This is a genomic window from Dyella japonica, from assembly GCF_040545895.1.
In the GTDB taxonomy this organism is placed as follows: Bacteria; Pseudomonadota; Gammaproteobacteria; order Xanthomonadales; family Rhodanobacteraceae; genus Dyella; species Dyella japonica_D.
In genome coordinates, this window is record NZ_JBEPMU010000001.1 from 942,786 (window position 1) to 963,803 (window position 21,018).

Annotated in this window: 17 protein-coding genes and 1 tRNA gene; 10 read left to right on the forward strand and 8 right to left on the reverse strand. The window is 64.5% G+C overall.

Translation table 11 applies throughout. The features are described from left to right. The first annotated feature begins 68 nt into the window (after positions 1-68). The 3 genes from ABIC75_RS04075 to ABIC75_RS04085 are packed head-to-tail and all read left to right on the forward strand — an operon-like array spanning position 69 to position 5,959. A complete protein-coding gene (locus tag ABIC75_RS04075; RefSeq protein WP_354012570.1) occupies positions 69-3,308 on the forward strand; it encodes an efflux RND transporter permease subunit in 3,240 nt (1,079 codons plus the stop codon). Continuing rightward, on the forward strand, positions 3,298-4,470 hold the full coding sequence (locus tag ABIC75_RS04080; RefSeq protein WP_354012571.1) for an efflux RND transporter periplasmic adaptor subunit: 1,173 nt from the start codon (positions 3,298-3,300) through the stop codon (positions 4,468-4,470). The genes ABIC75_RS04075 and ABIC75_RS04080 overlap by 11 nt, the downstream gene beginning before the upstream one ends. 4 nt (positions 4,471-4,474) lie before the next feature. Next, positions 4,475-5,959: an efflux transporter outer membrane subunit gene (locus ABIC75_RS04085; protein ID WP_354012572.1), complete on the forward strand. Its 1,485-nt coding sequence runs from the start codon at positions 4,475-4,477 to the stop codon at positions 5,957-5,959. A 99-nt stretch (positions 5,960-6,058) separates the two neighbouring features. Here the strand turns inward: ABIC75_RS04085 and ABIC75_RS04090 are convergent, their stop codons facing one another. From ABIC75_RS04090 to ABIC75_RS04105, 4 genes are all read right to left on the reverse strand, one after another. Continuing rightward, positions 6,059-7,570, reverse strand: coding sequence for a SulP family inorganic anion transporter (locus ABIC75_RS04090; protein WP_354013063.1), 1,512 nt, complete (start codon positions 7,568-7,570; stop codon positions 6,059-6,061). A 14-nt stretch (positions 7,571-7,584) separates the two neighbouring features. Next, positions 7,585-8,268 (reverse strand): carbonic anhydrase, encoded by a 684-nt coding sequence (locus tag ABIC75_RS04095; protein WP_354012573.1) that lies wholly within the window; start codon positions 8,266-8,268, stop codon positions 7,585-7,587. Between the two features lie 214 nt (positions 8,269-8,482). Further along, entirely contained in the window at positions 8,483-8,836 is a 354-nt protein-coding gene (locus ABIC75_RS04100) for a hypothetical protein (protein ID WP_354012574.1), read from the reverse strand. A gap of 215 nt (positions 8,837-9,051) precedes the next feature. Continuing rightward, the gene (locus tag ABIC75_RS04105) at positions 9,052-10,692 is read right to left on the reverse strand and encodes a hypothetical protein (protein ID WP_354012575.1); all 1,641 of its coding nucleotides are present in this window, start codon (positions 10,690-10,692) and stop codon (positions 9,052-9,054) included. Positions 10,693-10,906: 214 nt separating this feature from the next. Here ABIC75_RS04105 and rnt point away from each other — a divergent pair, with 214 nt between their 5' ends. The 6 genes from rnt to phoU all read left to right on the forward strand — a co-directional run bounded on the left by rnt (position 10,907) and on the right by phoU (position 16,487). Then, a complete protein-coding gene (rnt, locus tag ABIC75_RS04110) occupies positions 10,907-11,566 on the forward strand; it encodes a ribonuclease T (protein WP_354012576.1) in 660 nt (219 codons plus the stop codon). A 182-nt stretch (positions 11,567-11,748) separates the two neighbouring features. After that, complete coding sequence (pstS, locus tag ABIC75_RS04115; RefSeq protein WP_436407883.1) at positions 11,749-12,780, forward strand: phosphate ABC transporter substrate-binding protein PstS; 1,032 nt, start codon at positions 11,749-11,751, stop codon at positions 12,778-12,780. Between the two features lie 183 nt (positions 12,781-12,963). Continuing rightward, complete coding sequence (gene pstC / locus ABIC75_RS04120) at positions 12,964-13,983, forward strand: phosphate ABC transporter permease subunit PstC (protein WP_354012578.1); 1,020 nt, start codon at positions 12,964-12,966, stop codon at positions 13,981-13,983. Then, positions 13,983-14,858: a phosphate ABC transporter permease PstA gene (gene pstA / locus ABIC75_RS04125; protein ID WP_354012579.1), complete on the forward strand. Its 876-nt coding sequence runs from the start codon at positions 13,983-13,985 to the stop codon at positions 14,856-14,858. The genes pstC and pstA overlap by 1 nt, the downstream gene beginning before the upstream one ends. After that, positions 14,851-15,666 (forward strand): phosphate ABC transporter ATP-binding protein PstB, encoded by an 816-nt coding sequence (gene pstB / locus ABIC75_RS04130; RefSeq protein ID WP_354012580.1) that lies wholly within the window; start codon positions 14,851-14,853, stop codon positions 15,664-15,666. Before pstA ends, pstB begins: the two co-directional genes overlap by 8 nt. Positions 15,667-15,752: 86 nt before the next feature. Further along, positions 15,753-16,487, forward strand: coding sequence for a phosphate signaling complex protein PhoU (gene phoU / locus ABIC75_RS04135; protein WP_354012581.1), 735 nt, complete (start codon positions 15,753-15,755; stop codon positions 16,485-16,487). A gap of 161 nt (positions 16,488-16,648) precedes the next feature. Here the strand turns inward: phoU and sugE are convergent, their stop codons facing one another. From sugE to rnr, 4 genes are all read right to left on the reverse strand, one after another. Continuing rightward, positions 16,649-16,972: a quaternary ammonium compound efflux SMR transporter SugE gene (gene sugE, locus ABIC75_RS04140; protein ID WP_354012582.1), complete on the reverse strand. Its 324-nt coding sequence runs from the start codon at positions 16,970-16,972 to the stop codon at positions 16,649-16,651. Positions 16,973-17,098: 126 nt separating this feature from the next. Beyond that, on the reverse strand, positions 17,099-17,386 hold the full coding sequence (locus ABIC75_RS04145) for a CBU_0592 family membrane protein (RefSeq protein ID WP_354012583.1): 288 nt from the start codon (positions 17,384-17,386) through the stop codon (positions 17,099-17,101). Continuing rightward, complete coding sequence (rlmB, locus tag ABIC75_RS04150; protein WP_354012584.1) at positions 17,383-18,129, reverse strand: 23S rRNA (guanosine(2251)-2'-O)-methyltransferase RlmB; 747 nt, start codon at positions 18,127-18,129, stop codon at positions 17,383-17,385. Before rlmB ends, ABIC75_RS04145 begins: the two co-directional genes overlap by 4 nt. Further along, on the reverse strand, positions 18,126-20,726 hold the full coding sequence (rnr, locus tag ABIC75_RS04155; RefSeq protein WP_436407868.1) for a ribonuclease R: 2,601 nt from the start codon (positions 20,724-20,726) through the stop codon (positions 18,126-18,128). Before rnr ends, rlmB begins: the two co-directional genes overlap by 4 nt. A gap of 147 nt (positions 20,727-20,873) precedes the next feature. Here rnr and ABIC75_RS04160 point away from each other — a divergent pair. Then, positions 20,874-20,958: transfer RNA gene (locus ABIC75_RS04160), tRNA-Leu, on the forward strand. The last annotated feature ends 60 nt before the right edge of the window (positions 20,959-21,018 follow it).

Below are 21,018 nucleotides of genomic sequence, written 5' to 3' on the forward strand. Positions count from 1 at the left end.
AGGTTTCCACAAGACTGCGTCGTCATCATGTCCTGCGTCGGGTCCTTGGCCCAAACGCTGCGACGCTCATGCTTGGTCTTGTCCGAATCGCCCTGTCGCGACCGCTCACCTTCATCGTGCTGGCGGTGCTCATCCTCATCGCCGGGCCGTTGGCGGCCTTGCGCACGCCCACGGATATCTTCCCGAACATCGGCATTCCGGTGATCAGCGTGGTGTGGAGCTACAACGGCCTGCCGCCCGACCAGATGTCCGGCCGCGTGGTGTATTACTACGAGCGCCAGCTGAGCACTTCGGTCAACAACATCGAGCACATCGAATCGCAGTCGCTGCCCGGCATGGGCATCGTCAAGATCTTCTTCCAGCCGGGCGTGGATATCCGCACGGCCACGGCGCAGGTCACGTCGATTTCGCAGACCGTGCTCAAGCAGATGCCGCCGGGCATCACGCCGCCGCTGATCCTCAACTACAACGCCTCGACCGTGCCGATCCTGCAGATGGCGCTGTCGAGCAAGAGCATGTCGGAGGCGAAGATCCTCGACCAGGGCCTCAATGTGATGCGCCCCATGCTCACTTCCGTGCCCGGCGTGGCGGTGCCCACGCCGTACGGCGGTGCGGCACGTCAAGTGACGCTGGATCTCGACCCGCGCGCACTCGCCGCGAATGGTCTCTCCGCGCAGGACGTGAGCAACGCGCTGGCAGCGCAGAACCAGATCATTCCGGTGGGCACGGCAAAGATCGGCACGTACGAATATCACGTGCAGCTCAACAATAGCCCCGATGCCGTCGACGAACTCAATCAGCTGCCGGTGAAGACCGTGCGCGGCGCCACCATCACCATTGGCGACGTGGCGCACGTGCGCGACGGCGCCGCGCCGCAAACCAACGTGGTGCGCGTGGATGGCAAGCGCGCGGTGCTGATGCCGGCACTGAAGGTGGGCGACGCATCGACGCTGGCGGTGGTCTCCGGCATCAAGCAGCTGATGCCGCTGGTGAAGGAGTCGTTGCCTTCCAGCCTCAAGGTGTCGCTGCTGAGCGACCAGTCGACCTTCGTGAAGGCGGCGATTTCCTCGGTGGCGCGCGAAGGCATCATCGCGGCCCTGCTCACCTCGGTGATGATCCTGATCTTCCTGGGCAGCTGGCGTTCCACGGTGATCATCGCGGTGTCCATCCCGCTGGCCATTCTTTCGGCCATCGCATTGCTTGCGGCAACGGGACAGACGCTCAACGTGATGACGCTGGGCGGCCTGGCGCTGGCCGTGGGCATCCTGGTGGACGATGCCACGGTGACCATCGAGAACATCAACTGGCATCTCGAACAGGGCAAGGATGTGCATTCGGCGATCATGGATGGCGCCAAGCAGATCGTGACGCCGGCCTTCGTCTCGCTGCTGTGCATCTGCATCGTATTCGTGCCGATGTTCCTGCTCGATGGCATCGCCGGCTTCCTGTTCCGCCCGATGGCGTTGGCGGTGATCTTTGCGATGGCTTCGTCGTTCCTGCTGTCACGCACGCTGGTGCCGACGCTGGCGATGTTTCTGCTCAAGCCGCACCACCTTGAGAAGGGCTTGGGCGATCATCCGGAGGACGCCTACCTCAATCATCACGAGGGCGATCAACCGGCACGGCGCAAGCGCAGTGTTTTCCTCGTGGCGATGGTGACGTTCCAGCAACGTTTCGAACATCGCTTTGCGCAGGTGCGCGACGTGTATCACGCGACGCTCGCCGTGGCGCTGACTCATCGGCGCCGTTTCATCGTGGGCTTCCTTGGCTTCGTGCTGGCTTCGTTCGCGCTGGTGCCGCTGCTCGGCCGCGACTTCTTTCCCGACGTGGACGCCGGCGCCATAGCCCTGCACGTGCGTGCGCCGATGGGCACCCGCGTGGAGGAAACCGCAGCCGAGTTCGATCGCATCGAAAACGCGATACGCCAGGTGATCCCGCCCAACCAGCTCGATACGGTGATCGACAACATCGGCTTGCCGCTGTCCGGCGTGAACATGGTCTACAACTCCAGCGGCACCATCGGCCCGCAGGATGGCGACATCCAGGTCGTGCTGAAAGAGGACCACGCGCCCACGGCCGATTTCGTGCGCGAACTGCGTGCGCGCCTGCCGCGCGAGTTTCCCGGTACGCAATTCGCTTTCCTGCCGGCGGACATGAGTTCGCAGATCCTCAATTTTGGTGCGCCAGCGCCGCTGGACGTTTCCATCGCCGGTCGCGACCTGAAGGCCAACGAAGCTTATGCCACCGAAATCATGAAGCGCCTGCGCGAAGTGCCTGGCATCGCGGACGTTCGCCTGCAGCAGAGCAACAGCTATCCCCAGCTCAACGTGACGGTGAACCGCACGCGCGCCGACCTCCTGGGCGTGACCGAACGCGACGTCACCAACAGCATGGTGGCGTCGCTGGCCGGCAGCTCGCAGGTGGCGCCCACGTTCTGGCTCAATCCGAGGAATGGCGTGTCCTATCCCATTGTCGCGGCCACGCCGCAATACAAGATGGACAGCATGGCCGATATCGCGAGCCTGCCGGTGACGCCCGCCACCAAGGGCGCCAGCCAGGTGCTTGGCGGCATTGCCACCTTCACGCGCGTGCCCAGTCCTGCCGTGGTGTCGCACTACAACATCCTGCCGTCGTTCGACATCTACGCCGCCGTGCAGGATCGCGATCTCGGCGCCGTATCGAGCGACGTGCAGAAGGTGCTGGACCAGTTCGCCGCGTCGCGCCCCCGGGGCACGCTGGTGAGCCTGCATGGCCAGGTGGGCACGATGAACGAAGCCTTCGGCGGCCTGATCTTCGGCCTGGTCGGCGCCATCGTGCTGATCTATCTGTTGATCGTGGTGAACTTCCAGTCCTGGCTCGATCCGTTCGTGATCATCACCGCCCTGCCCGCCGCGCTGGCCGGCATCGTGTGGATGCTGTTCCTCTCGCACACCACGCTGTCCGTGCCCGCCTTGACCGGCGCCATCATGTGCATGGGCGTGGCCACGGCGAACTCCATCCTGGTGGTGAGCTTCTGCCGCGAGCGTCTTGCCGAACATGGCGACGCGATGAAGGCCGCGCTCGAAGCGGGCTTCACACGCTTCCGCCCGGTATGCATGACCGCGCTGGCGATGATCATCGGCATGCTGCCGATGGCGCTGACGCACGAACAGAACTCGCCGCTGGGCCGCGCCGTGATCGGCGGCCTGCTGTTCGCCACTTTTGCCACCCTGCTCTTCGTGCCGGTGATCTTCAGCATCGTGCATGGCCGCGAGCAGACGCAGCCCGTATCCGATTCCGCTTCCGGAGAACCTGTCCATGTCGCATGACGCCAGCATCATCACGCGAACGCCGAAGCTCGGCCGCGCCGTGCGCATCGGCCTCGCCTTGGCCGTGATCGCCACCATCGCCGGCGTTTCCGTGCGCGCCTATGACTATCACCACGTGGTCGCCTGGACCCATGCGCAGGTGACGCCCAGCGTGCAACTGGTGACGCCCGAAAGTGGCCACGGCCTGCAGGCCATGACGCTGCCCGGCCACCTGGATGCGTGGATCAGCGCACCCATCCATGCGCGCGTCAGCGGCTACCTCAAGAGCTGGAGTCGCGATATCGGCAGCCAGGTCGCTGCGGGTCAATCGCTCGCGGAAATCGACACGCCCGAGCTCGACCAGCAATTCGAGCAGGCCAAGGCCAGCCTGGTGCGCGCGCAGGCGAATGCGCGACTGGCCGTGCTCACCGACAAGCGCTGGAAGAACCTGCTCGCCTCCAATTCGGTGTCCAAGCAGGAGGCCGATGAAAAAGCAGGCGAAGCGGAAGCCGCGCAAGCCAACGTGCTGGGTGCACAGGCGGACGTGGACCGCATCGCCGCCCTGGAAGCGTTCAAGCACATCACGGCGCCCTTCGCCGGCACCGTGACGGCGCGCAGCACCGATATCGGCGATCTCATCAGCGCCAACAACGAAAGTTCGCCCGCGCTCTTCACCGTGTCCGACACCACGCGCATGCGCCTGTACGTGGAAGTGCCGCAGGGTTATGCCGACGCGATCCGCCCCGACATGAGCGTGCAGTTGGACGTGCCCGATCATCCGGGCGAGCAGTTCACCGGGCATCTCATCGGCAATTCGGGTGCGGTGAACCAGGCGTCCGGTTCGCTGCTGGCGCAGTTCGAAGTGGACAATCCCCGCGGCGAACTGCTTCCGGGCGCGTATGCCGAAGTGCATCTGCCGATGGCAGCCAACAATCACACGCTGACGGTGCCCGCCACCACGCTGATCTTCCGCGCGCAAGGTCCCCAGGTGGCCGTGGTGGACGCACACAACAAGGTCGTGCTGCGCAACGTGCACATCGCAATGGATCTCGGCGATCGCCTGCGCATCGACAAGGGCCTGCAGGCGGGCGACCGCGTGATCAACCATCCGTCCGATTCGCTGGCCCAGGGTGACGCGGTGCAGATCGCGCTCGCAGACGATGACGCCGGCAAGGCGGAGTGACGCCATGACACGCAAGCTCACCTTCCTGCGTCGGCTGCTGCCATTGGCATGCGTGGCGGTGTTGCCGGCATGCTCGCTTGCGCCCGCGTACAAGACGCCGGATGTTGGCCCGCTGCCGGACAATTACGCCGGGCAGACGGCCAATGGGCTGTGGTCACCCGCGCATCCGGCGGACATGGCCATGCGCGGCCAGTGGTGGTCGGTGTATGCCAACCCCACGCTCGACCGTTTGGAGAAACAGCTCGACGTTTCCAATCCCAGCCTCGCCGTGGCGCTGGCGCGCTACGACGCCGCACGTGCCTTGCTGGGCGAAGCACGCTCCGATCTCTATCCCACGCTGGGCGTAGGTGCGAGCGACTCCCGCAATCGCCAGTCGAACAACCGGCCCCTTCGCGGCAGCGGCCAGCCCAACGAGTACAGCGCGGAAACCCTCGGTGTTGGCCTGGGTTATGAGCTGGATCTGTGGGGCCGCGTGCGCAATGAGGTCGCCGCCGGCAAGGCGAATGCCAATGCCGCGCAAGCCGATCTCGCCTCGGTGAAGCTGAGCCTGGAGGCGCAGCTTGCCGATCTCTACGTCACCCTGCGCGGCTACGACGTGCAGGAGCGCATCCTCAAGGACACGCTGGATGCATACCAGCAAGGGCTGGACCTCACGCAGCGTCGCTTCCAGGGCGGCGTGGCATCTGGTCTCGACGTGAGTCGTGCGAAGACGCAGCTGTCCGATGCGCAGGCACAGGTGTCCGAAGTGGAAGCGCAGCGTGCGTTGACCGAACACGCCATCGCCACGCTGGTGGGCGAATCGGCGTCGCGCTTCGCTTTGCCGGTGGACAACGCACCGATGAACGTGCCCGCCATTCCGCTCGGCGTGCCATCGCAATTGCTGGAACGTCGCCCGGACATTGCCGCCGCCGAGCGCCGCGTGTTCGCCGCCAACGCCGAGATCGGCGTGGCGCGCGCGGCGTTCTTCCCGCGGCTGAGTCTTTTCGCCGCGCTGGGTTGGCAGGACACCGGCATGGGCAATCTGCTGAGCGCCAGCAACCGCTATTGGGCGCTGGGGCCGGAGCTGGCGATGACGCTGTTCGATGGTGGCCTGCGACGTTCGAAGGTGCAGGAGGCGCAGGCCAACCTGGATGCGTCCGCAGGGCTCTATCGCGGCGTGGTGCTCGATGCCTTCCAGCAGGTGGAAGACAACCTCACGCTGCTGCAGCAACTCGGCAAGGAAGCACATCAGCAGGACGATGCGGCGAGCGCCGCGCGCGATTCGCAGACTATCGCCACCAATCGCTATCGCGAAGGTGCCGTGAACTATCTCGACGTGGTGAGCGCGCAAACGGCCGAACTGCAGGCCGAACGAAGCGCTGAAGAAGTGCGCACGCGACGTTTGCAGGCGAGCGTGAACCTGATCCGCGCACTCGGCGGCGGCTGGGATTCCGCCCGGCTGTCGACCACCGCCAACGCGGTGGCCGACAGCATGACCCAGGCCCACTGACGCAACGGTACCTACTCCGCTGCGACCGCCCGGGGACCCAAGGAGTCCTCCCACGGAGAGAGAGGGGAGGCAAGAGGACTCCTATGATGACGAGCGAGCCTATGCCGCCCGTCGTACACCTTCGACACGCAAGTCGAGCTGCTGCCAGTCCACAATCAGCTCGCAACCGCGCGCAGAGGCATTCCTGCTCCATTCGCGCAGCAACTCAAGGCAGGCCTGGTCGACGTGATGCAGGCGATCCACCTGAAGTTGCAGGCGCGTGTTTGGCGGCACGCTTTCCAAGGTACGCGCCACCGAAGGCACGCGCAGGAACGTGGCTGAACCTTCCAGGCGCAGCGATGCCGTGCCCGGTTCGTCGTGATGATGCAGACCCACCTTCAATCGCGACGAATGCAAGGCCAGGCGGAACAGCGACAAGGCGAAACCGATCAGCACGCCGGCCAGCAGATCCGTTGCAACGATGGCCACGGTAGTTGCGACGTAAATCCATGCGGTGCCCTTGCCGTACTGCGCCAGCGCTTTCACCTGCTTGAAGTTCACCATCTTGATGCCGGTATAGACCAGGATGCCGGCCAGGCAGGCTACCGGCGTCATGCGCATCAACCATGGCAGCAGCATGGCAAAGACGAGAAGCCAGCTACCGTGCATGATGGTGGCCATGCGCGTGGCCGAACCGGCTTGCACATTCGCCGCACTGCGCACGATCACGCCCGTCATCGGCAGCGCGCCGAACAGACCGCAAATGGTGTTGCCGATGCCTTGCGCGGTGAGCTCGCGGTCGTACCGGGTACGCACGCCGTCATGCATGCGGTCGACCGCCGCCGCCGACAGCAACGTCTCGGCGCTCGCAATGAAAGCGAACGTGAGTGCAGCAATCAGCAACGAAGGTTCCAGCAGGCTGGAAAGACTGCCCACCGTCGGCATCGACACGGCGGCCATCAGGTTCGATGGCACGTCCACCGTTTTCACGCCAAGACCGGCGAACTGCACCGTCGCCGTCAACGCAACCACGGCCAGCAATGCACCGGGCACGAAGCGCAGTGTCGCCGGGCGCAATTTTTCCCAACCCAGCATGATGGCGATGGTCACCACGCCAACACCCAGCGCCGAGAGACTACCTGCCTCGCCCTGCACCGCATCGATCACCGCGCCGGGCAACGCAGCGAAGTTCTCCAGGCCGCGCGCCTTGGGCAAGGCGTCCATCAGCACGTGCAGCTGCGAGGCCACGATCAACACGCCGATGCCGGACAACATGCCTGCCACCACGGCCGGCGAACACATGCGGAACCACACGCCGACGCGACACAGGCCCGCCGCGATCTGGATCAAGCCGGCAAGCAACACCACCGGACCCAGCGCGACCACGCCATGCTCGCGCACCAGCTCGAACACGAGCACGGCCAAGCCCGCTGCCGGACCACTCACCTGCAACGGCGAACCGGCCACGGCACCGACGATGATGCCGCCGACGATGCCGGTGATGAGTCCCGCTGCCGGCGGCATGCCCGAGGCGATGGCGATGCCCATGCACAAAGGCAGCGCCACCAGGAACACCACGATCGAGCCGAGCAGGTCGCGGCCGAACAATCCTTGTTTGAAGTAGTTGCTGATCACGACACCGCCCCTCACGCCGCGGACGCAGCTGGCACGGAGAAACGCGCGTGTGGCGTGGCTTCCGGCAAGTCGCCGTTGCCGGGTTCGACCGGCACGAAACGGCCGTGCTGCGCGTCGAAGGCTTTCAGTCCGGCATGCTCGATGTCATAGACCCAGCCATGGATGCGCAACTGGCCGCTGGCCAGCGCGGCAGCCACGGTGGGCAGCGTGCGCAGGTGCTCGAGCTGGCCCACCACGTTTTCTTCGGTGAGTCGACGCAGGCCCTCGGTACCTTGCAGACCGGGTCCGTTTTGATCGACCACGTAGCGCGCGACATCCGCGTGCTTCATCCACGCCGCCACGGACGGCATGTCATGCACCCGTTCGGGATGTTGCAGCGCCTTCATCGCACCGCAGTCGGAATGGCCGCAGATGACGATGTGGCTGACCTTGAGCACCTTCACCGCGTACTCGATGGCGGCGACCACGCCACTCACGTGCTGCGCATACGGCGGCACGATGTTGCCGATGTTGCGATACACGAACAGCTCGCCCGGCTGTGCCGAGAACATCAGTTCCGGCATCACGCGCGAGTCGGCGCAGGTGATGAACATCGTACTGGGGCTCTGCCCCGCCGCCAGCTTGCGGAACACGTCGCGCTGCGCGGGAAAAACCTCATTGCGGAACTGTTCGAAACCTTCGATCAAACGCTTCATGCGAATACTCCAGACAAGATTCGGGTACGACGCCCACGGCGCAACGCGCGCCAGACAAGAGGCGTCATCGGAAAGAGGAACGGATGGCCAGCGCCGCGCGCAGGCACGCGAAGCGCACCGCGGAGGCGGATCAGCTCACTGACAAGACCATCGGAGGCGGCAGGCCCGAAGGCGTGCACGCATAGGGAACGCGTGCCGCTTCAGCGGCCGCGCATCAGGCGACTTCGGGTGGACGCAGCAGGCGTGCGGGGTCGTGCGGGCTCGGGTCGTCATGCAGCGACCGCGGCGCGTGGTGGGGCATCGGCGCCCACAGGCAGGCCACGTCGAACGGATGGAGAATGTCGTCCATGCCGCCGCTCGTGGAGGTGTCTTCCAGTTCGCCGCGCTCGCCGTCGTCGGCGGCGATGTCGGCGACATCGTCGGCCATGACCTGCGTGGCCACGGCCTTGTCGCCCAACGAAGCGGAAGACAGTTGCACCGGGCGTACCGGCGTGCCGACCAGCAGAAGCAGGCCGAACAAACACGCCAGAAACGCGGCGAAACGAGAGCGGTGGAGACGCGAAGCCATACCGCTGACGTTATCGGAAAGCGCACGACGATCGCAAGACTTTGCGTCACATCGATGTCGCATTTTCTGAAACACGCCAGCAGACATTCATGTTGGCGATGAGGTGTCATCGCGAACAAACACGCAACGCGAAAAAGAAAACGGCGAGCCAGGGGCTCGCCGTTTTATCCGTCCTTGGGTGGAACTCCGTTGCGATAGCCGTACCGCCGATCCGATTAGAACGGGTAGTAGCGGAAGGAGGTGAAGAACATGTTCTCGGTGGCCTTCGGCGAAGCAAGACCGTTGGCAACCGGACCGCTCACGCCATTGATGAAGCCCTGGCCCGGGAACGCTTCCTTCTGGGTGTACGAGTACTGTGCACCGAACTGCATCTTGCCGAACTTGCCCTGGTAGAACTTCCACCAGAAGCCGGCCGTGCCCTGCCAGATCTCGCGAGCGTTGCCCACGCAGTTGCTGTTGCCGGCAATGTCGCAACCGCTGTTGTTGTAAGCCGGGTTGCCGTAACCGAGGGCCACGTTGCCGCCGTTGTAAGCAGTGAAGTCCTTCTTGCTGGCAGCTTCGCGACCGCCGAACAGATAGATGTCCAGATCGGGGTTGGTGTGCCAGGTCAGGCCGGTCAGCATCATGTTCTCCTTGATCGGAGCCAGGTTGCCGTTCGGGCTAAAGGTCACGTCGGAGAGCTGGGCGCTGCCGTAACGGCCAATGCCCTTGCCCGACATGCCGGAGAACTGCCAGTCGAGGGTCTTGTCGATCAGCGGCAGGATCACGCCCAGACCCCAGCCACCGCCGTAGGTGTTGTGGTTCTGGTAGCTGCCGTTCACCGCATAGCGGTTGTAGAAGGCGCGGCCGAGGCCGAACAGTTCGTAGTGACCGTAGCCCGGGTCAGCAGCGAACTTCACGATCACGTCCGGGATGTGGTTGAGCGACAGCGTGTTGGCCGAGTCGAAACCCGAACCCGCGGTCATGTTGTAAGCCGTCTGCTGCACCGGCGCCTTGGCCTGGTTCGGGCTGGAGTAGAACGTGGTCTGCGGATTCTCGAGCGAGATGCCCAGCCAGTACTTCTTGTCCCAATCCTTGACCAGGCGGATCTGCGCCTGACGCGCCCAGGTGAAGCCCGGGATGTACTGCGCGTCGATCTGCGGCGGCATCTGCTCGCCACGCGGCATGATGCCCTTGCTGTTGAGCGTCAGCAGCGACCAGTTCTGGCCGGCCAGCAGGTGCAGGCCGGAGGTATCCCAATCGGAGGCCAGGTACACGTTGCGGATGCGCGGGTTGAACGAGTTCGACTCGTTCGAGTTCGCGGTCTGGGCGCCGCCCAGGAAGTCCAGTTCGATGTAGCCGGACAGATGCGTGGTCGGATCCACGTCACCCTGGGCCAGGGCCGAGATGCGGCTCTGGCGGGCGGTCATGCGGAACTCGTTCATGTGCGCGGTCTGCACGTTCTTGTACGGAATCGCGCTGTAGTTCGAGGCGATGTCCGCGCCTTCCTGGGCCGAACGGTAGATCGATTCGGCAGCGAGGAAGCCGCCGAGCGTGATGTTCACGCCCTTGTAGGCAATCTTGTCCTGCGACTTCTTGACCGTCGCGTCGGTGGTGGCGACCTGCTTCTGCACCTGCTCCACGGCCTGGCCGGTGGACACGTTGATATCGGACTGCGCATCGGTGCGCTGCTCGAGCTCGACGACCTTCGCCTGCAGGGCCTGCAACTGGGCCTTCAGCGCTTCGATTTCAGCAGACTGCGAAGACTGCGTGGTGGTCTTCGAGGTCGACTTCGCCTGGGCCGGGTCGGCCATGACGTGGAAGCTGGTAACGCCCAAACCGGCAGCAATCGCCACCGCGAGCAACTTGGAACGCATGGAATATCTCCGCATGTAGGTAAGAATCACCTGGACCGCCCCCTTCTCTCTCCGGCCGTCCAAGCAGGTTCGGAGCGCAGGATGGGCTTCGGGGTTTACCGTTACATGGACGTTATGTGACAGAACGGAGACACGCGTTCGCGCACGTACGGACAACTCGCCTCCCGGCACATGCCCAAACCGGGCCAGCGGCCCCGGCTGATATGATTTGCGAATGGACAACCTCAACAACAGCATGGCCGGCCGCATGGCCGAGCGATTCCGAGGCTTTCTGCCGGTCATCGTGGACGTGGAAACCGGCGGTTTCGATGCCGAGCGCGATGCGCTGCTGGAGATCGCCGCTGTCATATTGCGGATGACGCCCGAAGGCTATCTGCAGCCGATGCCGGCCGTGTCTGCCCACGTGCACCCTTTCCCCGGCGCCAATATCGACCCGCGTGCGCTGGAGATCACCGGCATCGACCCGGACAACCCGCTGCGCGGCGCGCTGGATGAGCGCGTGGCGCTGGACCATGTGTTCAAGCCCATCCGCGATGCCATGCGCGACATGGATTGCCAGCGTGCGGTGCTGGTGGGCCACAACGCCGCGTTCGACCTGGGTTTTCTCAATGCCGCCGTGCGCCGCGTGGGCCACAAGCGCAACCCGTTCCACCCTTTCAGTTGCTTTGACACAGCCACGCTGAGCGGCTTGGCCTATGGACAGACCGTGCTGAGCAAGGCCGTGCAGGCCGCCGGCATTCCGTTCGATACGCGCGAGGCGCATTCGGCCATCTATGACGCCGAGCGCACGGCCGAGCTGTTCTGCACCATCATCAACCGCTGGCGCCGGCTGGAAGAATTCGAGCGCGACCAGATCGGCATCGAATCGCTGTAACGGCCGGGGGCAGCTTCCCGCCCATCTTGGCCGATCGATTTAATCCCTTCTTTATCAGTGCCATATGACAGTTCGTGACGGACTGTCATATCGCTGAAACATTGAACTCATTTCATTGCAACACGGCGCGCATGAAATAACGGCGGGCGGAATCCCCCGTGACCCTTACTGGAGCAACCGTGTTGATCTCAACCAAATCTCTGTCTCGCATCGGCACGACCGCTGTGTTCGCCGCGGCGTCGCTGTTTGCCATGGGCGCGCAGGCGACCGATATCACCGGCGCAGGCTCGAGCTTCGTCTACCCGGTGCTGTCGAAGTGGTCCGCGGGCTACGCCGAAAAGACCGGCAACAAGCTCAACTATCAGTCCGTCGGCTCGGGCGCCGGCGTGGCGCAGATCAAGGAAGGCACCATCGACTTCGGCGCCACCGATGCACCGGTGAAGGCTGAAGACCTCGCACAGTTCGGCCTGGGCCAGTTCCCGGTCGTGGTGGGCGGCATCGTGCCGGTGGTGAACATCCCGGGTGTCGAAGCCGGCCAGGTCAAGCTGGACGGCGCCACCCTCGCCGACATCTTCCTCGGCAAGATCACCATGTGGAACGACCCGCGCATCGCCGCGATGAACGCCGGCGTGAACCTGCCGTCCAAGAAGATCACCGTGGTGCATCGCTCGGATGGTTCGGGCACCTCGTTCAACTTCACCAACTACCTGTCCAAGGTCAGCCCGGATTGGGCTTCCAAGGTCAAGTTCGGCACGGCCGTCGAGTGGCCGACCGGCGTGGGCGGCAAGGGCAACGAAGGCGTGTCGCAGTACGTGAAGCAGATCACCGGTTCGATCGGCTACGTCGAATACGCCTATGCCGTGAAGAACAAGATCAGCTGGGTGAACCTGAAGAACGCTGCCGGCCAGGTCGTAGCGCCGAGCGCCGATGCCTTCGCCGCTGCCGCCGCGACCGCGGACTGGGCCAGCGCCAAGGACTTCAACGTGATCATGACCAACGCCTCCGGTGCGCAGGCATGGCCGATCACCGCGACCACCTGGGTGGTGATGTACAAGAAGCCGAAGAATGCCGAGCACACCAAGGTGGCCTTCGAGTTCTTCAAGTGGGCGCTCGAGAACGGCCAGAAGGATGCCGCCTCGCTCGACTACGTCGCGCTGCCGGACACCCTGGTCAAGAAGATCGAGGCCTACTGGGCTTCGGAATACAAGCACTAAGATCGGCGTCTCGCCGGTCACGCTACGGCAACCGGCAACGCTTATCCTGATGGCTTGACTGCACGACAACGGCCGCCCGACTAACCTCGGGCGGCCTGTTGCTGAAAGGCGCCCGGAAGCGCCATCCATCGACCAGCCGGCACCCACCGGTTTTTGGCCTGAATGCCGAGGAATCCTCCGCACATGCAAGCGAACGTAGGCGCCATCGCCTCCTCCGTGCCCCAGGAAGAGCGCGCTCGTCGCGACGCCCGGCACGACCGCCTGTTCAGTTGGCTGCTCAAGGGCTGCGCCCTGCTGGTGCTGGCCTGCCTGCTCGGCGCCGCCGGTGCCACGCTGTGGGGTGGCCGCCACGCGTTCGGCACGTTCGGCTGGCACTTCCTCGTCAGCGACGCATGGGATCCGGGCTCGGACACCTACGGCGCGCTCGTGCCGGTGTACGGCACCATCGCCACCTCGCTGATTGCGCTCGTCATTGCGGTGCCAGTGAGTTTCGGCATTGCGCTCTATCTTTCCGAAGTGGCGCCGCCGTGGCTGCGCACGCCGGTGGCCTCGGCCATCGAACTGTTGGCCGGCATCCCTTCGATCATCTACGGCATGTGGGGCCTTTTCATCTTCGCGCCCTTTTTCGCTGATCACATCAAGCCGTGGATGACCAACTACCTCGGCAACAAGCCCGACGATGGCAAGCTGTCGTGGGTGGCGCAGCACGTGCCCTTCGTCGGCAAGCTGTTCGGCAGCGACTATCCGTTCGGCGCCAGCATCCTCACCGCCGGCATCGTGCTGGCGGTGATGATCATCCCCTTCATCTCCTCGGTGATGCGCGAAGTGTTCCAGACGGTGCCCTCGCGCCTGAAGGAATCGGCATATGCGCTGGGTTCGAGCACCTGGGAAGTGTCCTGGGACATCGTGCTGCCCTACACGCGTTCGGCGGTGATCGGCGGCATCTTCCTGGGCCTGGGCCGCGCACTCGGCGAAACGATGGCCGTGACCTTCGTGCTCGGCAATGCGATGACGCTGTCGGCGTCGATCCTCGATCCGGGCGCCTCCATCGCCTCCACCATCGCCAACCAGTTCTCCGAGGCCGCCGGCCTGCAGAAGTCCACGCTGATGGCGCTGGCCTTCCTGCTGTTCGTGGTGACCTTCATCGTGCTGCTGATCGCGCGCTGGATGCTGCGCCAGCTTGCCCACAAGGAGGGTCGCTGATGGCCGGCAACTCGATGCTGTATTCCACGCGTCGCATCAAGAACATCATCGCGCTCAGCTTGAGCGTGGTGGCAACGCTGATCGGCCTGCTCTTTCTCGCCTGGATCCTGTGGGAGACGCTGCAGCAGGGCATCGCTGCGCTCAAGCCGCAGCTGTTTACCAAGATCACCGCGTACGGCGAAGACGGCGGCCTGGCCAACGCCATGGTCGGCAGCTTCATCGTCAACCTCATCGGCATCCTGATCGCCACGCCCATTGGCGTCCTCGCCGGTACGTGGCTGGCCGAATACGCCAACGGCACCAAGCTGGGCGAGTCGATCCGCTTCCTCAACGACATCCTGCTGTCGGCGCCGTCGATCGTGCTGGGCCTGTTCGTCTACACCATCATCGTGTTGCCGAGCACCTCGCTGACCAACGGCAACACCACGTTCTCCGGCTGGGCCGGCGGCGTGGCGCTGGCGCTGATCGCCCTGCCCGTCATCGTGCGCACCTCCGACGAAATGCTGCGCCTGGTGCCTTCCACGCTGCGCGAAGCATCGCTGTCGCTGGGCATTCCGCAGTGGAAGCTGACCACGCAGATCCTGATCCGAGCCGCGCGCTCGGGCATCATCACCGGCGTGCTGCTGGCGCTGGCGCGCATCAGTGGCGAAACCGCACCGCTGCTGTTCACCGCATTCGGCAACAACTACATGACGTTCAATCCGGCGGACAAGATGTCCAGCCTGCCGCAGATGATCTACCAGTACGCCAACGATCCGGGCGAAGGCCTGCACGCCATCGCGTGGGCCGGTGCCTTTGTGCTGACCATGTTCGTGCTGTTGCTGAGCCTCGCTTCCCGTCTGGTCCTTTCACGCTCCAAGGTGTCCCATGACTGAGTCCGCCGCCGCCGGCATCCACCCGCAGTCCGCGGCAACGCCTGCCCCCATCGCGCCCACCAAGTTGAAGGTGCGCGACCTGCACTTCTACTACAACGGGTTCCATGCGCTGAAAGGCATCAACATGGACATTCCGGAGAAGAAGGTCACGGCCATCATCGGTCCGTCCGGTTGCGGCAAGTCCACGCTGCTGCGCATCTTCAACCGCATCTATGCGATCTACCCCAAGCTCGAGGCAAAGGGCGAGATCGTGCTGGACGACGAGAACATCCTCGATTCGCGCTATTCCATGAACCGCCTGCGCAGCAAGGTCGGCATGGTGTTCCAGAAGCCGGTGCCGTTCCCGATGACCATCTTCGAGAACGTGGCCTACGGCATCCGCCATCACGAGAAGCTGTCGCGCGCCGACATGGACATCCGCGTGGAACAGGCGCTGCGCAGCGCCGCGCTGTGGGACGAGGTGAAGGACAAGCTCAAGCAGAGCGCGCTCGGCCTCTCCGGCGGCCAGCAGCAGCGCCTGTGCATTGCGCGTGGCATCGCGCTGAAGCCCGAAGTGCTGTTGCTCGACGAACCCACCTCGGCGCTCGACCCGATCGCCACCGGCCGCATCGAGCAGCTGGTGGAAGAACTCAAGAGCGAGTACACCATCGTCATCGTCACCCACAACATGCAGCAGGCGGCCCGTTGCTCGGACCTCACCGCGTTCATGTACCTGGGCGAGCTGATCGAATTCGACCGCACCGAACAGATCTTCACCAAGCCGGGCAAGAAGCAGACCGAGGATTACATCACCGGTCGCTTCGGCTAAAACGATACGCCACTCCCTCTCCCCTTCGAGGAGAGGGCGGGGTGAGGGGCCACGCCGCCTCACCGTTTACTGATAGGGAATCTCCCATGAGCGGCAGCAGCAAAGAACACATCATCAAGAGCTACGACGACGAGCTGACGCGCCTCACCGGCGAGATCGTGCGCATGGGCGAGCTTGCGGTGAGCCAGCTGGAAGCAGCCATCGACGTGATCGACCGCCGTGACGAGCGCGCCGCCCAGCACGTGGTCAACAACGACGACGCCATCGACCTGCTCGAACAGGAAATCAGCCACGACGTGGTGCGCCTGCTCGCGTTGCGCGCGCCCATCGCCGGCGACCTGCGCAACGTGTTCGCCGCGCTGCGCATCGCCGCCGACATCGAGCGCATCGGTGATTACGCCGCCAACGTGGCCAAGCGTTCCATTCCGCTTTCGATGGTGGCGCCGATCGCGCCGACCAGCGGCCTGGGCTACCTCGCCGAACTGGCCGCGCAGGAAGTGCGCGACGTGCTGATCGCCTACCGCGACCGCGATGCCGAGCGCGCCTATCAGGTGTGGAAGGACGATGCGGAGCTGGACGAAGCCTATACCGGCTACTTCCGCCAGTTGCTCACCTACATGATGGAAGACCCGCGCAACATCACGCCGTGCACGCACCTGCTGTTCATGGCCAAGAACATCGAGCGCATCGGCGACCACGCCACCAACATCGCCGAAAGCATCTGGTACCAGGTGAACGGCGAACCGCTCACGGCACAGCGTGCCAAGCGCGACTTCACGTCGAACCCCGAGTTGACGAAACTGGGCAACAAGCCCGAGTAACCGCTAACCGCGTTGTCCCGGGCGCAATCACATCACTTTCCCTCATCGTCATTCCCGCGAAAGCGGGAATCCAGTGTCGTTCCTTTAGACGGCAGAATGGCGCTGGATTCCCGCTTTCGCGGGAATGACAGTGAGGGAGTTGAACCCTCGGTGACGCACGCTCAGTGCGCGTTGCCGGTGAGCTTCAGGCCCACCATGCCAAGCACCACCAGCGCCACGCAGGCCAGCCGCAGCGGCGAGGCCGAATCGCCAAACAACACGATGCCGAGAATCACGGCGCCCACGGCACCGATACCGGTCCAGATGGCGTAGGCCGTGCCGATGGGCAAGGTCTTCACCGCCATGGCCAGCAACACGATGCTGGCGACCATCGCCGAACCCGTGATCACGCTGGGCCAAAGTCGTGTGAAGCCTTCGGTGTATTTGAGTCCTACCGCCCACACCACTTCGAGCAGGCCGGCGAACGCGAGATAGATCCAGGGCATGAAGCGCTCCTCTGGATGAGAGCAGGGCCGTCCCTGCCGAAAACACTTGCGTGCGGGGCCGTCCCCGCAGACCGGTTCCCTTGCGGAACCGGTCCACGCATTTTACCGGCGACGCCTGAACCCGCGTCAGGACGTGAACTTGCTGCCCAGCTCGCGGGCTTCGCGTCGCACGCGCGCCGAATGCATGATGCCGTACACGCCGATGATGATCCAGGCCAGCTCCATCAGCAGCGCAGGCCAGTTGATCGCCACGCCGAACACCAGCGACAGCACCACGCCCAGCGCGCCAAACACGTTCATGAGCTGATAGACCAGGCCCGTGCCGTGCAGCTTGCGTGCCTGCAGCAACAGGAAGGACGACAGCACCAGTACCACGCCGATATAGCCGGCCCAGTCATACCAGAAGAACGTCATCGCTTTTCACTCCTTTGTCGCAATGCCTCGAACAACACGATGCCCGTTGCCACGGACACATTCAGGCTTTCCATCACGCCGGGCATCGGAATCTGTGCCACGAAATCGCAGGTTTCGCGCGTGAGGCGACGCATGCCCTCGCCTTCGCTGCCCAGCACCAGCGCCACCGGGCCACGCATGTCGATGCTATAGACCGAGGTGTCCGTATCGCCGGCCAGGCCAGTGATCCACACGCCGGCATCCTTGAGCGTGCGCAGCGCGCGGGCAAGATTGGTCGCGGCGATCAGCGGCACGCGATCGGCACCACCGGCCGACGCACGCCGCACCACGGGCGTGAGACCCACGGCGCGATCTTTCGGCACGATCACCATGGTTGCGCCAGCAGCCGCCGCGCTGCGCAGGCACGCGCCCAGGTTGTGTGGATCGGTGACGCCATCGAGCACCAGCACCAGCGCGCCCTGGCCTGCTTCGGCGAGCAGGCGTTCAATGTCGTTCTCCGAACCCATCGGCGGCGCTTCGTAACGCGCCACCACACCCTGATGGCGTGCCTCACCCGACACGCGATCAAGCTCCTCGCGCGAACGATGGTGCACGGGAATGTTCAACGTCTTGGCGCGCGCCGCCAGTTCCTGCACGCGCGCATTGCGCTGGCCCTGCTCCACCAACACTTCGCGCACGCGCGAGGCGTCGTTGCTCAGGGCACCTTCGACCGGGTTGATCCCGACGATCCAGCTATCACTCATTTTTTGCCTTTGTTCTTGCCGGCCCCGCGGGCCTTGGTGACTGCCTTGGACGCGGCAGCCTTGGCCGCATTGAACTTGCCCTTGGCGGCCGATTTGGCCTTGGCCAGCATGCTCTTGCCGCCATCCGGTTTCTTCCCGGCCGCGGGCGCGTCGGCGCGAGCCGACGGGCGCGATGCCGGGGGAGCGTCATTATCGCGCGTGGCCGGGCGCGATGTCCCCTTGCCGCCCTTGGGCAGCGAATAACGCACGCCTGCCGCGGCGTAGTTGTAGCGGCGCTCGCTGCTGGGCGGCACGAAGCCTTCCTTGCGCGGCGTGACCAGGCGGAAGTCGATCTTGCGGTCTTCCAGGCTGGCCCGCAGCACCTGCACGCGCACGTGATCGCCCAGGCGGAACTGCGCGCCGCTGCGCTCGCCCTTCAGCAAGTGGCGCACGGGATCGAAGTGGTAGTAGTCGTTGGAAAGCTGGCTGATGTGCACCAGGCCCGATACCTTCGACTCGTCCAGCTCCACGAACAGGCCGAACGACGTAACGCCGGTGACGGTGCCATCGAACTCGCTGCCCACGTGCTTGGACATCCAGGCGCACTTGAAGCGCTCGTCCACGTCGCGCTCGGCTTCTTCCGCACGGCGCTCGCGTTGCGAGCAATGCACGGCCATCGCGGCCATTTCGCTCGGGCTGTAGTAGTAGGCGGAAGGCTTGCCGCCGGCGATGGCATAGCGGATCGCGCGGTGCACCAGCAGATCCGGATAGCGACGGATCGGCGAGGTGAAATGCGCATACGCCTCCAATGCGAGGCCGAAGTGACCGCGATTGTCGGGCTGGTACGCCGCCATGCTCTGCGAGCGCAGCAGCACGGACTGGATCAGCTCACGCTCCGGTCGGTCATGCACGAGGCGCAGCACGTCGGCGAAGTCGCCCGGCGTCACGTCCTCCACCGGCGGCATGCGCAGCTTGAACTCGCGCAGGAACTGCTGCAGGTCTTCGTACTTCTCGGCCGGCGGCGGCTCGTGTGCGCGGAACAGCGCGGGAATCTTCTTCTTTTCGAGGAACAGCGCCGCCTGCACGTTGGCGGCGATCATGCATTCCTCGATCAGCTTGTGCGCATCGTTGCGCTCGGTGGCGCCCATGGACTCCACTTCGCCACGCTGGTCGAGGCGGAATTTCACCTCGGGCGTTTCGAAGTCGATCGCGCCACGGCGTTTGCGCTGCGCCGCCATCAATTTGTAGAGGCCGTGCAGGTGTTCGACCTGCGGCAGCACGTCGGCAAGTTCGTGCCGCGCATCGGCATCATTGAGGCCGATGGCCTGCCAAACACGGTCGTAGGTGAGGCGTGCGTGCGATCGCATCACCGCGTTGTAGAACTTCGAGCGGACCACCTCGCCTTCTTCGTTGACCAGCATGTCGCACACCATGCACAGGCGTTCGACCTTGGGATTCAACGAACAGATGCCGTTGGACAGCGTCTCCGGCAGCATCGGCACCACGAAGCCGGGGAAATAGGTGGAGGTGCTGCGCTCGTAGGCTTCCTTGTCGAGCGCCGAACCCACCTTCACGTAGTGCGACACGTCGGCGATGGCAACCACCAGGCGATAACCGCCGCCACGCCTGGGCTCGGCAAACACCGCATCGTCGAAGTCGCGTGCGTCGGCGCCATCAATCGTCACCAGCGGCAGCGAGCGCAGATCCACGCGGCCTTCGCGCTCGGCGGCGGTCACCTGCGGTTCCACCTGCGCCGCATCGCGTATCACCGCGTCGGGCCAGTCGTGCGGCAGGTCGTGGCTGGCGATGGCCATCTCCACCAGCAGCGACGGCTGCAGGCGTTCGCCCAGCACGGCGCGGATGGCGCCCAGCGGGCCGCGATGCGGCGTCGGCGGATCGGTGATCTCGGCCACCACGATCTGGCCGGAACGCGCGCCCATGTCCTGCCCGGGCACGATCATCACGTCCTGGTGTACGCGGCGATCATCCGGCGCCACCAGGGTGACGCCGTTCTCGATCACCACGCGACCGACAAGTCGCGGCGAACGGCGCTGCAACACCTCGACGATGGCGCCCTGCTTGCGACCGCGACGGTCGATGCCAACCACGCTGGCCAACACACGGTCGCCATGCAGCACCGTGCGCATCTGCTGGGGCGACAGATAGAGATCGTCTCCGCCGCCATCGGGACGCAGGAAGCCATAGCCTTCCGCGTTGGCGAGCACCACGCCCTGGATCAGGTCCAGCTTGTTGGCCGGTGCATAGCCACCACGACGCCCCAGCAACAGTTGGCCGTCGCGCACCATGGCACCCAGGCGTTTGCGCAGCGCATTGAGTTCGTATTCGTCGGACAGCGACAGCGCCTCGGCGATGCGCGCCTCGGTCAGCAGTTCGCCGCGTTCTTCGAGCAGCGCGAGGATCGCCTCGCGGCTAGGGATGGGGCGCTCATAGCGCTGCGCTTCGCGTTCGGCATGCGGGTCGCCCACCACGCCTTCGCGCGGCCTAGTTGGGTCGACGGCCGAACGACGTACGCGGCCGCTGCCGCTGCCGCTCTTCGGTGCCTTGGGGCCCCGCTTGGCTTCCTGCTTGCTGTCGCGCGGTTCTTTTTTTCTGGTCACTTCCTATGCCTTTTTAGTTGTTTTAAGGGGCTTGCGGACCGGAGGAGACGCGGTCCGAAAAAAAATCCGTGAAAGGATAGTTGACAACCCACCGACACATGCCTAATCTACGCGGCTCACGCAGCTGACAAAGCACGCGTGACACCTGCCCAGGTGGCGGAATTGGTAGACGCACTAGTTTCAGGTACTAGCGGGTAAAACCGTGGAGGTTCGAGTCCTCTCCTGGGCACCAATTGTAGACGAAGCCCGCAGCGATGCGGGCTTTTTCGTTTTCGGTGTTCACGCTTTCGCG

Excerpts from the sequence above, each read along its gene's own strand:
- ABIC75_RS04080 (WP_354012571.1), top strand. The coding sequence starts at position 3,298 with ATGTCGCATGACGCCAGCATCATCACGCGAACGCCGAAGCTCGGCCGC.
- rlmB (WP_354012584.1), bottom strand. The coding sequence starts at position 18,129 with ATGAGTGATAGCTGGATCGTCGGGATCAACCCGGTCGAAGGTGCCCTG.
- pstB (WP_354012580.1), top strand. The coding sequence starts at position 14,851 with ATGACTGAGTCCGCCGCCGCCGGCATCCACCCGCAGTCCGCGGCAACG.
- ABIC75_RS04075 (WP_354012570.1), top strand. The coding sequence starts at position 69 with ATGCTTGGTCTTGTCCGAATCGCCCTGTCGCGACCGCTCACCTTCATC.
- pstC (WP_354012578.1), top strand. The coding sequence starts at position 12,964 with ATGCAAGCGAACGTAGGCGCCATCGCCTCCTCCGTGCCCCAGGAAGAG.
- phoU (WP_354012581.1), top strand. The coding sequence starts at position 15,753 with ATGAGCGGCAGCAGCAAAGAACACATCATCAAGAGCTACGACGACGAG.
- sugE (WP_354012582.1), bottom strand. The coding sequence starts at position 16,972 with ATGCCCTGGATCTATCTCGCGTTCGCCGGCCTGCTCGAAGTGGTGTGG.
- ABIC75_RS04085 (WP_354012572.1), top strand. The coding sequence starts at position 4,475 with ATGACACGCAAGCTCACCTTCCTGCGTCGGCTGCTGCCATTGGCATGC.
- ABIC75_RS04095 (WP_354012573.1), bottom strand. The coding sequence starts at position 8,268 with ATGAAGCGTTTGATCGAAGGTTTCGAACAGTTCCGCAATGAGGTTTTT.
- ABIC75_RS04105 (WP_354012575.1), bottom strand. The coding sequence starts at position 10,692 with ATGCGTTCCAAGTTGCTCGCGGTGGCGATTGCTGCCGGTTTGGGCGTT.
- ABIC75_RS04100 (WP_354012574.1), bottom strand. The coding sequence starts at position 8,836 with ATGGCTTCGCGTCTCCACCGCTCTCGTTTCGCCGCGTTTCTGGCGTGT.
- ABIC75_RS04145 (WP_354012583.1), bottom strand. The coding sequence starts at position 17,386 with ATGACGTTCTTCTGGTATGACTGGGCCGGCTATATCGGCGTGGTACTG.
- pstA (WP_354012579.1), top strand. The coding sequence starts at position 13,983 with ATGGCCGGCAACTCGATGCTGTATTCCACGCGTCGCATCAAGAACATC.
- rnt (WP_354012576.1), top strand. The coding sequence starts at position 10,907 with ATGGACAACCTCAACAACAGCATGGCCGGCCGCATGGCCGAGCGATTC.